The organism is Paenarthrobacter nicotinovorans (assembly GCF_007670255.1).
GTDB classification, from domain to species: Bacteria; Actinomycetota; Actinomycetes; order Actinomycetales; family Micrococcaceae; genus Arthrobacter; species Arthrobacter nicotinovorans_B.
In genome coordinates, this window is sequence record NZ_SZVS01000003.1 from 323,561 (window position 1) to 336,819 (window position 13,259).

General features: G+C 64.0%; 11 protein-coding genes and 2 tRNA genes. 10 read left to right on the top strand and 3 right to left on the bottom strand.

The window, feature by feature from the left end:
• Positions 1-1,185: a sensor histidine kinase gene (locus FDP28_RS06805; protein ID WP_144659946.1), complete on the bottom strand. Its 1,185-nt coding sequence runs from the start codon at positions 1,183-1,185 to the stop codon at positions 1-3.
• A 123-nt stretch (positions 1,186-1,308) separates the two neighbouring features.
• Between FDP28_RS06805 and FDP28_RS06810 the strand changes: the two genes are divergently transcribed.
• The 10 genes from FDP28_RS06810 to FDP28_RS06855 all read left to right on the top strand — a co-directional run bounded on the left by FDP28_RS06810 (position 1,309) and on the right by FDP28_RS06855 (position 11,922).
• Positions 1,309-2,361, top strand: a complete 1,053-nt coding sequence (locus FDP28_RS06810; protein ID WP_144659947.1) for a 3-isopropylmalate dehydrogenase — start codon at positions 1,309-1,311, stop codon at positions 2,359-2,361.
• Between the two features lie 119 nt (positions 2,362-2,480).
• Positions 2,481-3,593: a branched-chain amino acid aminotransferase gene (locus FDP28_RS06815; RefSeq protein WP_144659948.1), complete on the top strand. Its 1,113-nt coding sequence runs from the start codon at positions 2,481-2,483 to the stop codon at positions 3,591-3,593.
• Positions 3,594-4,000: 407 nt separating this feature from the next.
• Complete coding sequence (locus FDP28_RS06820) at positions 4,001-4,819, top strand: MBL fold metallo-hydrolase (RefSeq protein ID WP_397321027.1); 819 nt, start codon at positions 4,001-4,003, stop codon at positions 4,817-4,819.
• Positions 4,820-4,842: 23 nt separating this feature from the next.
• Positions 4,843-5,619 (top strand): fumarylacetoacetate hydrolase family protein, encoded by a 777-nt coding sequence (locus FDP28_RS06825; RefSeq protein WP_144659950.1) that lies wholly within the window; start codon positions 4,843-4,845, stop codon positions 5,617-5,619.
• Positions 5,620-5,739: 120 nt separating this feature from the next.
• On the top strand, positions 5,740-7,260 hold the full coding sequence (gene gltX / locus FDP28_RS06830) for a glutamate--tRNA ligase (protein ID WP_144659951.1): 1,521 nt from the start codon (positions 5,740-5,742) through the stop codon (positions 7,258-7,260).
• Positions 7,261-7,274: 14 nt separating this feature from the next.
• Complete coding sequence (locus FDP28_RS06835) at positions 7,275-8,003, top strand: HAD family hydrolase (RefSeq protein ID WP_144659952.1); 729 nt, start codon at positions 7,275-7,277, stop codon at positions 8,001-8,003.
• A gap of 138 nt (positions 8,004-8,141) precedes the next feature.
• Positions 8,142-8,213, top strand: a tRNA-Gln gene (locus FDP28_RS06840).
• Between the two features lie 128 nt (positions 8,214-8,341).
• Positions 8,342-8,414, top strand: a tRNA-Glu gene (locus FDP28_RS06845).
• Positions 8,415-8,512: 98 nt separating this feature from the next.
• Complete coding sequence (locus tag FDP28_RS06850; RefSeq protein ID WP_144659953.1) at positions 8,513-10,306, top strand: dynamin family protein; 1,794 nt, start codon at positions 8,513-8,515, stop codon at positions 10,304-10,306.
• Entirely contained in the window at positions 10,303-11,922 is a 1,620-nt protein-coding gene (locus FDP28_RS06855) for a GTPase (RefSeq protein ID WP_144659954.1), read from the top strand. Before FDP28_RS06850 ends, FDP28_RS06855 begins: the two co-directional genes overlap by 4 nt.
• Here FDP28_RS06855 and FDP28_RS06860 read toward each other — a convergent pair.
• On the bottom strand, positions 11,919-12,455 hold the full coding sequence (locus FDP28_RS06860; protein ID WP_144659955.1) for a DUF1697 domain-containing protein: 537 nt from the start codon (positions 12,453-12,455) through the stop codon (positions 11,919-11,921). The genes FDP28_RS06855 and FDP28_RS06860 overlap by 4 nt on opposite strands.
• A gap of 2 nt (positions 12,456-12,457) precedes the next feature.
• The gene (locus tag FDP28_RS06865) at positions 12,458-13,177 is read right to left on the bottom strand and encodes an IclR family transcriptional regulator (RefSeq protein WP_014922101.1); all 720 of its coding nucleotides are present in this window, start codon (positions 13,175-13,177) and stop codon (positions 12,458-12,460) included.
• Positions 13,178-13,259: the final 82 nt, after the last annotated feature.

Sequence of the window (13,259 nt, forward strand, 5' to 3'; positions counted from 1 at the left end):
CTAGGCCTCCGAATAGGGAATGAATGCGGACACTCGAAAGCCACCGCCTTGTTCGGGGCCGGCTGTCAAGGAACCATCGTAGAGCGAGACGCGCTCAGCCATTCCCGGCAGCCCGTTCCCGCCACCTGCAGCCGGCGGATCGGCAGCGGCGCCCCGGCCGTCGTCGACGATGTCCAGCTGCAGGCCCCGGGCCTGCCAGCTCAGCGTCAAGTTGGCCGTTGCCTTGGGACCCGCGTGCTTCATGACGTTGGTCAGGGCCTCTTGGATGATGCGGTACGCAGTGAGTTCCGCCCCGGCGGGAAGAGGGCGCCGCGGTGTCCCGACGTGCTGGTAGCCCACTTGGAGACTGGCCGCCCGGAAGCCCAGGAGCAGTTCATCCAGGTCCGAAAGCCTTGGCTGCGGACGCGTGGTGGAATCGCCGTCTGAGCGCAGGATGCCCAGCAAGCGCCGCATCTCACCCAGCGAATCCCTTCCCGTGGCGGCGATGGTGGCCAGGGCTTCGGTGGCAAGTTCGGGTTTCGCTGCGGCGGCGTATCTCGCACCGTCTGCCTGCGTGATGATGACAGACAGCGAGTGCGCCACGATGTCGTGCATCTCGCGGGCGATGTGGGAACGTTCGTCGGCGGCGGCCAGTTTCCGTTCCTGGGACTGCTCCACTTCCATCCGGCGGGTACGGTCCTCGAGGGCCTGGAGCTGGAGCCTGCGTACGCGGGTGAGGTCACCGAGCGTCCAGCTCACCAGGACCAGCATCCAGATCAGCACCGTGTAGAGCGCCCCGATGGTCAGGCCCATGATGCCCGACTCCACACTGCCTGTGTATTCGCGCGTCGTGAGCATCACCCCACCCACCAGGCCGGCCACCAGTACTGTGCGGCTTGCCCACGTCGGACCATAAGCAGCGGTGGCATAGATGATCAGCGGAACGGCAATTTGGCCGGCTACAGGTTCAGCGCCGACGGCCCACTGGATAAGGCACACGAGGATGACGACGCCGGCCGCCACTGCCGGGCGCGTCCGTCGCCACGCGAGCGGCAACAGAAGGGCGCAGGACAGCACGAACAGCCAAGGCCGGTCGGCGAGCAGGTAGACGGGACCGAAGAGCAGGATGAGAAGGCAGGTTGCCGTCAAGTCCACTGTGAAGCGGTTGATCCGGAACCATTCATATACTGCGTGCCTTCTGTCCACGCTATGACTCTATGCGTTGTGTCCGGGCGCGGGCATCATGCCCTGGTTGGATGTCCCGACTAGGGCTGTTCAAGGAGTGAGACGATTTTGACCAGCATGTGGATTGCTTGGCTAGATAGACCTATGAGTGCATCGTCCATCAATCTCGCTGTTATCCCCGGCGACGGCATCGGCCCGGAGGTCATCGCCGAAGCCGTCAAGGTCCTTGAAAAGGCTGTCGCCGCCGAAGGCGTCACCCTTGAGCAGACCCACTACAAGCTCGGTGCCCAGCACTGGCTTGAGACAGGCGAGACCCTGCCCGACGAGGTTCTTGAAGATCTCCGGACGCGCGATGCCATCCTCTTCGGCGCCGTGGGCGCAGCACCTGGTGATACCCGCATTCCCTCAGGCATCATCGAACGCGAGATGCTGCTCAAGCTCCGCTTCAGCCTGGACCACTATGTGAACCTGCGTCCTTCCCGACTGTACGGAACTGTGGGCAGCCCCTTGGCCGACCCCGGAACCATTGACTTCATTGTGGTCCGCGAAGGAACCGAAGGACCCTACGTCGGCAACGGCGGCACCTTGCGCGGCGGAACACCGCACGAGGTAGCTACCGAAGTTTCGCTCAACACCGCCCATGGAGTGGAGCGCGTGGTCCGGGACGCCTTCCGTCGGGCCAACGAACGCCCACGCAAGCACGTCACCCTCGTGCACAAGCACAATGTCCTGGTTTTCGCAGGGCATCTGTGGAAGCGCACGGTGGAAGCAGTGGCGCAGGAGTTCCCTGACGTCACCCACGATTACCTGCACATCGACGCGGCCACCATCTTCATGGTGACCAACCCTTCGCGCTTCGATGTGATCGTCACCGACAACCTGTTTGGCGACATCCTCACCGACCTCGCTGCTGCCGTCACGGGCGGCATCGGCTTGGCGGCCTCCGGGAACATCAACATGGACCGCACAGCACCGTCCATGTTCGAACCTGTCCACGGCTCAGCTCCGGATATCGCCGGACAGCAAAAAGCCGATCCCACCGCGGCCATCCTCTCCGCAGTGCTCCTTTTGGACCACCTTGGCTACACCACGGCGGCCCGAAAGATCGAAGCGGCAGTTGTTGCCGACGTCGAGAACCGCACCGGCGAACCGCGCAGCACCGCTGCCATCGGTGACGCCATCGCGGCCGCACTTTAGGCCCATTACGCAGGCGTAAGCTTGTCTTGAATTATTTATCTGCTTCCCTGGTCCATCGCTGAACCACACCCTTTTTGGGGCCCGGTTCGCCATGCCAGGTAGCTGACTGTGGAGGAAACATGACTCAGACTGCCCATGGCGTCGAATTCAGCCAGCAGCTCTCGGAAAACCCGAAGTCTGCTGAGGAGCGTGCAGCCATCCTGGCGAACCCAGGCTTTGGCGACTACTTCACCGACCACACCGCCGTCGTCGACTACAAAGTCGACGCCGATGGCAATGGCGGTTGGCAGAATGCCCGGATCGAACCCTACGGCCCCATCTCCTTGGATCCTTCGGCGGCGGTCCTGCACTACGGCCAGGAGATCTTCGAGGGCCTCAAGGCCTACCGTCACGCCGATGGTTCCGTGTGGACCTTCCGTCCCGAGGCCAACGCGGCGCGCCTGAACAAGTCGGCCCGCCGGCTCGCCCTTCCGGAACTGCCCGAAGAGTACTTCCTGGGCGCCATCCGCGAACTCGTGCAGGCGGACCAGGAATGGGTTCCCTCCGGCGACGGCGAGGCTCTGTACCTTCGTCCGTTCATGATCGCCACGGAGGCCTTCCTGGGTGTTCGGGCCGCACGCGAAGTGTCCTTCCGCGTCATCGCATCGCCTGCCGGCAACTACTTCGGCGGCGAGCTCAAGCCGGTCTCCATCTGGATCTCCCGTGAGTATGCCCGTGCTGGCCGTGGCGGAACTGGAGCGGCCAAGTGCGGCGGCAACTACGCCGCTTCGCTGATCGCGCAGCAGGAAGCCGAAGCCAACGGCTGCAAGCAGGTTTTGTTCCTGGACCACTTCAACGACGACGCCGTGGAAGAGCTTGGCGGCATGAACGTCTTCTTCGTCATGAAGGACGGTTCCTTGGTGACTCCCGCCCTCAGCGGCACCATCCTCGAAGGCGTTACGCGCATGTCGGTGATCCAGGTGGCCAAGGACATGGGCCGCGAGGTTTCCGAGCGCAAGATCACCTTGGACGAATGGCGCGACGGCGTTGCTTCCGGTGAGATCACCGAAGTGTTCGCCTGCGGTACTGCAGCCGTGATCACGCCGATCGGTGTTCTCAAGGATGCAACCGAATTCATTGGCGCAGAAGATGCCAAGGCCGGAGAAACCACCATGGCCATCCGCGAGAAGCTTCTGGGTATCCAGACCGGAACGGTCGAGGACACCCACGGCTGGCTGACCCGCCTGGTCTAGCCAACCGAACACACGACGGCGGCCGGTCACCTTTGATTCGCAGAGGTGACCGGCCGCCGTCGTGCGTTCCAGACGCTCGCTCACATCCCACCGGTTTGGTCCAGACGCTCGCTCACGTCCCGCCGGTTTGATCCAGACGCTCGCTCACACCCCGCCGGTTTGATCCAGACGCTCGCTCACGTCCCGGGCGTCCTTGGGCCTCGGTCTTGGTGTGATTGAGGGTTGGGGTGAACGGGCAGGGATGTGATGGAGGGTTGGGGTGAAGGGGCAGGGATGTGATGGAGGGTTGGGGTGAAGGGGCAGGGATGTGATTGAGGGTTGGGGTGAAGGGGCAGGGATGTGATTGAGGGTTGGGGTGAAGGGGTGGGGATGTGATGGAGGGATGGAAGTAGTGCCAAGATGGGATGGTGACTTCTGAACCAACGGCGACTCCGGATGGCCCGTCCCCAACCGACGGCACTTCTTCCCTGCAGCGCAGCAGCGAACTGACGCGCTTCCGGCTCGCTCCGAACCCCGGTCCGATGAGCCTGGACGGCACCAACTCCTATGTGATCGGTGTGCCGGGTTCCGGCCATGTGGCCGTTGTGGACGCAGGCCCGAGCGATGAGAAGCACCTGGCGGAGTTGGCAGCCGCCGGCGTGGTCGACGTCGTCCTCATCACCCACCGCCATGCCGACCACACCGAAGCATCCGCGCGCTTCCACGAGCTCACGGGGGCTCCGGTCCGGGCAGCGTTGGAAGAGCATTGCCACGGCGGTGAAAAGCTTAGCGACGGTGAGGTCCTGAACGCAGGCGGCGTCGAAATCCGTGTCCTGGCAACCCCCGGCCACACCTCGGATTCAGTCTGTTTCCACCTGCCGGATGACGGGCCCCGGGGATCGGTCCTCACGGGCGACACCATTCTTGGCCGGGGCACCACGGTGCTGGACTATCCGGATGGCCGGCTGGGGGACTACCTTAACAGCCTGGACCGCCTCGAAGCCCTCGGCGCAGCAACCCTGCTCCCGGCCCACGGTCCAGTCCTCCCAGCCCTCGATGAGAAGTGCCGTGAGTACCGCGACCATCGCCAGCAACGCCTGGACCAGATCCGGGCAGCCCTGGAGCAGGTTGGCCGGGACGCCACCATCGCGCAGGTCACCGACGTTGTCTACGCCGACGTCGATCCTTCCGTCCGGTGGGCGGCTGAAACGTCGGTGGCGGCGCAGCTGGATTACCTTCGAAGCTAAGCGGTGACTGTAGGCTTGAGCCCATGCGTATCGCCCGGTTTGTAGTTGATTCTGATCCCCTTTACGGCGTTGTCGAAGGCGAGCCCGGCAGTGAGGAAATCACTGTCATCAACGGTGACCCTTTCTTCAACGGCGTTGAACGTACCCACGTGAAGCACAAGCTGGAAGACGTTCGGCTCCTGGCCCCGATTATTCCGCGCAGCAAGGTCATTGGTGTTGGCCGCAACTTCGCAGAGCACGCCGCGGAACTCGGCAATGAAGTCCCGCAGCAGCCGTTGCTTTTCCTCAAGCCGAACACCTCTGTGATCGGTCCGAACGATCCCATCGTCCTTCCCGAGTTCTCGGAGGAAGTCTCCTTCGAAGCAGAGCTCTGCGTCGTGATCGGCCGGATTTGCAAAGACGTTGCGGAAGATCGCGTGGACGACGTCATCTTCGGCTACACCTGCGGCAACGACCTCACGGCCCGCGACGTGCAGAAGACGGACCTCCAATGGGCACGCGCCAAGGGCTTCGACACCTCGGCACCCCTTGGGCCGTGGATCGAAACAGAGCTCGACCACGAGGACCTCTCCATCCAGGGCCGGCTGAACGGCGAGATCCGCCAGGACGGCAGCACCAACCAGATGATCCGCGGCGTCCGCGAGCTCGTGTCGATCGTCTCGCACGCATTCACGCTGCTCCCCGGAGACGTCATCATGACCGGAACCCCGGCCGGCGTCGGGCTTGTCAGCGAAGGCGACCGCTTCGAGGTCGAGATCGAAGGCATCGGACGCCTGTCCAACCCGGTCGTCCGCCGCTAGGCGGAACACGGCCAAAGCACGACGGCGGCAGTCACCTTTTCGCAAGGAAGGCGACTGCCGCCGTCGTCCGCATTAATCCGGGAAACTGAGTCGGTGCCAAGCGGTAAAGTTGGAACTACTATGACTACTGCTTCTGCGTCGAACGCTGCCTCCAGCGCCATCCCTGCCGTCAACGCCGAGACCCCGGTCCGCGTCCGTTTTTGCCCTTCACCTACGGGTACCCCGCACGTTGGCCTGATCCGCACAGCCCTGTTCAACTGGGCCTATGCACGCCACACCGGCGGCAAGTTGATCTTCCGCATCGAGGACACGGACTCTGCCCGCGACAGCGAGGAGAGCTACCACCAGTTGCTCGATGCCCTGAAGTGGCTCGGCATCAACTGGGATGAGGGTGTGGAAGTCGGCGGTCCGCATGAGCCGTACCGCCAGTCGCAGCGCGGCGATATCTATCAGGACGTCATCGCCAAGCTCAAGGCCGGGGGACATGTCTACGAGTCGTACTCCACGCCGGATGAGATCGAAGCCCGCCACAGGGCTGCAGGCCGCGATCCCAAGCTGGGCTACGACGGTTTCGACCGCCACCTCACCGAGGAGCAGCTCGCCCAGTTCAAGGCCGAAGGCAGGGAAGCTGTCCTGCGCCTCCGGATGCCGGATGAGGACCTGACGTTCAACGATCTCGTTCGGGGTGAAATCACGTTCAAGGCCGGTTCAGTACCCGACTTCGCAGTGGTCCGGGCCAACGGCGCTCCGCTGTACACCTTGGTGAACCCCGTGGATGATGCGCTGATGGGCATCACCCATGTCCTGCGCGGCGAGGACCTGCTGAGCTCCACCCCGCGCCAGATCGCACTGTACCGTGCGCTCTACGCTATCGGTGTCGCCGAATACATGCCGGAGTTCGGCCACTTGCCGTACGTGATGGGCCAGGGCAACAAGAAACTCTCGAAGCGCGATCCCGAGTCCAGCTTGTTCCTGCACCGCGAACGTGGCTTCATCCCCGAGGGCCTCCTCAACTACCTCTCGCTTCTGGGCTGGTCCCTCAGCGCTGACGAGGACATCTTCACGGTGGAGCAGCTCGTGGCCAACTTCGACATCCACGATGTCCTCGGCAACCCTGCCCGTTTCGACCTCAAGAAGGCCGAGGCCATCAACGGAACCCACGTCCGCATGCTTGCACCCGAGGACTTCAAGGAGCGGCTCGTTCCTTACCTCCGCGCTGCCGGTTTCGTTGGCGAGATCCTCACTCCACGGCAGGAGGAGATTCTTGCCGAGGCGGCACCGCTGGTCCAGGAGCGCATCACCTTGCTCGGCGAGGCTCCCGAGATGCTTGCCTTCCTTTTCAAAGCAGACGACGCCATCGACATCGCAGACGACGCCCGAAAGGGCCTGCCTGCCAACCTCGAAGAAGTTCTCGACGCGGCGCTGGCCGCTTTGGAGCCCATTGAGGAATGGACTGCGGAGAACATCCAGACCGCGCTGAAGCAGGCGCTGGTGGAAGATCTGGGCATCAAGCCCCGCGCTGCCTTCGGACCTGTGCGCACGGCGATCTCGGGCCGCCGGATTTCCCCGCCGCTGTTCGAGTCCATGGTGATCCTGGGCAAGGATTCCTCCTTGGCCCGCGTTCGCGCTTTCCGCGGCTAGGAGCAGCACCCGTCATGGCTATTGCAACTTCCTTTGGCACCATCCGCGGTGTCCTCTTCGACATCGATGACACCTTGGTGGACCTTGAGTACGCCATGACGACCGCGTTGCGTGACGTCAGCGAACATCTCCTGCCCGGCCTGGACCAGGCCGGGTGGGTAAAGTTCGGCCGCATCTTCACGCATGAGACCACGCATTTTTACGACCGCTACCTGGCTGGCGAGCTGACCTTCAACGAGCAGAGGCTGCTCCGCGGACGCGCTGCTTTGGGGCACTTCGGCGTCGAGCTCGAGGACGGCGAGGAGTCCCAAGCCTGGGTGGCCGAGTACCACAAACGCCAAACGGCCTACGTCAGGGCTTTCAACGACGTGGAAGAAGTGCTCGATGCCCTGGATGCGGCCGGCGTCCCTTATGGTGCGGTGAGCAACAACGTCCACGACTACCAGCGTGCAAAGTTGGACGGCGCCGGCTTGGAACGGATCAGGATCCTGGTCGGAACCGACACCGTGGGTGTCGCCAAGCCGGATCCTGCGATTTACCTGGAGGGTGTACGCCTTCTGGGCACCACGCCGGGGGAGACCCTCTACGTAGGCGATAACCGCTTGCTCGACGCCGATGGCGCGACGGCGGCCGGCTTGGTGGGCGTGTGGCTCAACAGGGTGGGTGAAGAGGTAGCCGGGTTCAGTGGCCGCCAAGTGGATTCGCTCCGGCAGCTCCTTGCCACGGCCCCGGCGGCCACCTGATTTTGCATGTGATGCAGGTAACGCCTTACGGATTTGTGCAGGTGGCAAGACTCCGGTAGAGTCATTACTCGTGCTGAGGGGCACGGAGGGAAAAGCCAAGGGAAACCGGGGCGAGGAACTCCGGTCCGAAAGTCACTTTGGGATATGGTGTAATTGGCAACACTACGGTTTCTGGTACCGTCATTCTAGGTTCGAGTCCTGGTATCCCAGCTCTGAAAATCCGCGTAAACACGCTGGAAATTCGGAAGTTCCAAGCCGCGAAAGCGATTTGGAACAGAGCTGAAAGTATGAAATACTCATTCAGCTTGATCGCCGGAAACGGTGATAAGAAAGTGCAAGGCCCCATCGTATAGCGGCCTAGTACGCCGCCCTCTCACGGCGGTAACGCGGGTTCGAATCCCGCTGGGGTCACAAGCAAAACCCCCGGAACGCATGTTCCGGGGGATTTCTTTTTGCCCTTTGCGCCTGCCCGCCGTTGGTATGGCGTGCCGGACTGGCATGATGATGCTGTGACTGCACACGAAGACCCGTCAGCCTCCCGGGCCAGCCCCGAGCCGCGCGTTGCCCCGCAAGGGGTGGCCGCTGCCGTCGAGACGTTGGAAGCTGCCCGGGCCGAACTCGCGGCCACCGCTCTTCCTTTGGCAGTGCCCGAAGCGCAGGAAGCCCGCCAGTGGATCCGGGACTCGTTGGCCCAGCTGGACGACTACATCATTCCCCGCTACCGCAGCCTGGATGCCCCGCTGCTGGCCGTCGTCGGTGGTTCAACCGGCGCAGGCAAGTCCACGCTGGTCAACGCCCTGGTGGGCTTTCCTGTGACCCGTGCGGGTGCGATCAGACCTACAACCCGCCAGCCGATCCTCCTCCATCACCCCGAGGACGCAGAGTGGTTCGAAGGGCAACGGATACTGCCCGGCCTGCAGCGGATCCGCGGGACGGTGTCGTCGGTTCCCGTCCCGGCCAACCAGGCAGGCGCGGCTCCCGACCCGCAAGCGATCACGTCGTTGGTGCTGGCTGCGCATGACACGGTACCCCAAGGCATAGCGCTCCTGGACGCGCCAGATGTGGACTCCATCTCAGACGACAACCGCCGGCTCGCCGGTCAACTGCTGGCAGCAGCTGACCTGTGGATCTTTGTCACCACCGCCAACCGCTATGCCGACGCCGTTCCGTGGCGGCTGCTCGTGGACGCGGCTTCGCGGGACATCACCGTAGCCGTGGTCCTGGACCGCGTGCCCGCGGCGGCCGAGGAGGAAGTGAGAACCGATCTTCAAGCAATGTTGGACCGACAAGGACTCGGCCAGGCAAAGCTCTTTGTCGTGCGGGAGAGTGCCTTGGACGGGTTGGGCATGCTCCCGGCGGAATCGGTGGAACCCCTGCGGATATGGCTCGGAGCCTTGGCTGCCAACGCGGCCGGCCGCGCCGACGTCGCCCGCCGGACACTCAACGGCGCCGTGAAAGCGGTAGGTCACCGGCTGGAAGGCATTGCTGCCGCCGCCAGCGCACAGGAAGCTGCGGCACGTGACCTCGGGCGTTTGTGCGAGGAGGAATATGAACACGCGCTGGCCCGCATCCTGGACGCCACGAAAGACGGGGCACTCCTGCGCGGCGAAGTCCTGGCCCGGTGGCAGGACTTCGTGGGAACGGGGGAGTTCTTCCGGAGCCTCGAACAGAACATCGGACGCATGAGGGACCGGATGGGCGCTTTCTTCCGCGGCGAACCGGCTCCAGCCGTGAAGGTGGAGACCGCAATCGAAACAGGGCTCCAGGCCGTGATCCTGGACGAAGCTGCGAACGCGGCCGAAAACGTTGACAGGCGTTGGCGTTCGGATCCTGCGGGCCGCCAGCTATTAGGTACCGATGACCTGTCGGGCACAAGTGAGGGATTTGATACTAAGGCGGCCGCTGCAATTCGTACGTGGCAGGAGGGCCTGATGGAGATGATCCGCACACAAGGCCAAGGTAAACGGACCCAGGCGAGGTGGTTGTCCTTCGGCGTCAACGGACTGGGTGCCGCGCTCATGGTCGTCGTGTTCTCGATGACGGCCGGACTGAGCGGACTGGAAATTGGCATCGCGGGTGGAACGGCCGTGGTCGGCCAGAAGCTGCTGGAAGCAGTGTTCGGCGAGGACGCGGTCCGTCGTCTGGCCCAGCAGGCAAGGCAGGATCTGCACACGCAGTGCCAGCGCCTCCTGGATGAAGAGCGGCAGCGCTTCCTCAGCAGGATCGAGGCTGCCCCGACAGGCTCCGGCGTTGACCTGCTCAGGCATGCCACGGCGCTCGGCCGACTGGCAGGGGCCGCATGAGCCGCCACAGCCAGGTCCGTGAATCGTCCCAGTTACAGCGAAAGCTCGAAGCCTTGAACACCGCCCGCGAGCTCGCCGAGGGTGTCCTTCCGGATCAGGTGCTCCACTCCGTCTATGACGTCCTGGAACGGGCGGCATCGCGGCGTTCATTGTCGGCGGGGCATACCGTAGTGGGCTTCTTCGGTGCCACCGGCAGTGGAAAGTCATCGTTGTTCAACGCAGTCTCCGGCAGTGATGTGGCCACTGCCGCTGCGCGCAGGCCAACGACGTCGGAGCCTCTGGCGGGCATCTGGGGCGAAGAGGGCAGCGGCCCGCTGCTGGATTGGCTGGAAGTGAAGGAGCGTCACGTGTTGCAGGCGGTGCCGGGGTTCGCCGACGACGACGCCGGGCTGGTGCTCCTTGATTTGCCGGACTTCGATTCGACCCGACTGGAAAACCGGGAGATTGTCCAGCGGATGGTCGGGATGGTGGATGTCCTGGTGTGGGTCCTGGACCCGCAGAAGTATGCTGATGCAGCGGTGCACAACGGGTTTCTCCGACCGATGGCCTCCCACGGCGCTGTCACCTTGGTCGTGTTGAACCAGATGGACAAGCTCAGCGCCCCGGATGCTGCCGCAGTCATGGAGTCGTTGAAGGGGATCCTTGCCCGCGATGGTCTGGAGAAGGTCCGCGTCATGGGTGCGTCAGCCCTGACGGGCGACGGCGTACCAACCGTCCGCGCTGCCATCAGGAACGTCGTGGTCCAGCGGGCCGCCACCACACAGCGTCTGGCCGCCGATGTCGCCACGGCTGCCGCCGGATTGAGCGAGGTGTCCGGCGACGGGGAAGCGAAGGGCATCACCAGTGGCGCCAAGTCCCGCCTGGCCCAGGAGTTGGCGACGGCGGCCAACGTGCCAGTGGTGGTGGACGCGGTCCAGCGTTCTTTCCGGAGGGAATCGGCGCGCAGGACGGGGTGGCCTGTGACGCGATGGTTGCTGCGGTTCCGGTCCGACCCCCTGCGGAGGCTGAACCTTGGGCGAAGCGACACCAAGCCCGAGTTGAGCCGGACGTCCTTGCCGCCTGCCGGCGCGCCGCAGCGTGCGCGGTCCGATGCGGCTGTCAGGGATTTCGCCGATGAGGCATCAGCTGGTGCTCCCGGTCCCTGGCGCGCAGCAATCCGTGCAGCTGCACGGGAAGGGCGCGATCAGCTGCCGGATGCGCTGGACCAAGCCATCGCTGGAACGGACCTGAAAACCGCGAAACGACCCTTGTGGTGGATGCTGTTCAATACGCTGCAGTGGATTGCGCTCCTGCTGGCGGTAGGAGGCCTTGGCTGGCTCGGTGTCCTGGCGGCCCTTGGCTACTTCCAAATGCCTGTGCCGGAGGTGCCCCGGACCGAAGGGTGGCCGTGGCCAACGCTCATGGTTGCCGGGGGAGTCGCGCTGGGCGTGCTGTTGGCCATCCTTGGTCGTGTTCTGGGTGGCTGGGCGGCCCGGGCCAGGGCGGCGGGGGCGGCGAAGCGGTTGAGGGCAGCGGTTGCGGTGGTGGCCGAGCGAAGGATCGTGGAACCGGTTGATGTTGAAGTCACGCGGTTGAGGGCCTTCAACGCTGCCCTGAAGGCTGCCCGGACGAATTAGAGGGCTGCGGCGGCGTCGCTGACTTTGACCAGGGTACGGAGGTTCCGGGTAGTGGTGCTTGCCTTGTACCGCGGTTTGGATGACAGCTTGCTGAACGGGCTGTCCAACGTCCCGCCGGCAGGAGCCAACCAGGCCATTGCCTCCGGTCCCAGGCGTGTTTGTTCCACGCCATCCAAGGTTTTGCCGGCCTCGAAGAGCTCATCGAGCATTGCACTGTCAGAAGCCAACGTGACGTAGCTGTGCGTGGACTTGTCATCGGCCGGGTAGGGGCATGCCTCAACCAGCCGGGCCACGCGATCCGCTGTCAGGACCACCACCCAGGCGTCATAGCCAAAGGACTCACGGAGGCACTTCTCGAATTGTGCCTTGACGTCCTTGGCGGTGAGTTCGCTTTGCAGCACGACGTTTCCGCTGGCCAGCAGGGTCTTGACCTTGGAGAACGGGTAGTCCTGGAGGGCGCCCTTGAGATCGGCCATCTTGATATTGATGCCGCCCACATTGATTCCGCGCAGGAATACGGCGTAGCTGTCCATGACTAGTCGTTGTTCTTCCGCAACGCCTCAGTCAGGACCCGCGCAGCGTTGCAGACGACTTCGGCATGCAGGCGGCCGGGCTGGCGGGTGAGTCGTTCGATGGGACCCGAAATCGATACGGCGGCGATCACCCGCCCGGAAGGGCCGCGCACGGGTGCCGAGACCGAGGCGACCCCCGGCTCGCGTTCGCCGAGGCTCTGACCCCAGCCCCGGCGTCGTACTCCTGCCAGGACGGTCGGCGTGAACCGCGCGTTCTGCAACCCTTCAAGGAGGCGGTCGTGGTCCTCCCACGCCAGCAGCACCTGGGCTGCCGAGCCGGCCTTCATGGACAACTGGGTGCCCACCGGAATGGTGTCGCGGAGGCCGATGGGACGTTCCGCTGATGCCACGCAAACGCGCCAGTCGCCTTGGCGGCGGAAGATCTGGGCGCTCTCTCCGGTCGCGTCACGGAGCTGGATGAGTACGGGGCCGGCGGAGGCGATCAGGCGGTCTTCGCCGGCGGCGGAGGCCAGCTCAACGAGGCGGCTTCCCAGGACGAAGCGTCCTTGGATGTCGCGGCTTACCAGGCGGTGGTGGACCAGGGCCAGGGCGAGGCGGTGAACCGTGGGTCGGGCGAGTCCGGTGGCTGCTACGAGCTGCGCAAGTGTCGTTGGTCCGGCCTCGAGGGCATCAAGCACTTGGGCCGCTTTATCAATGACACCGACTCCACTAGAATTGTCCATGTAATGATATTGCCGTCTCAATATCTGAGATGCAAGTTGTTTCGCTGGCCTATTTTGCAGCGGTGCTGCTTCAGTGGATGTA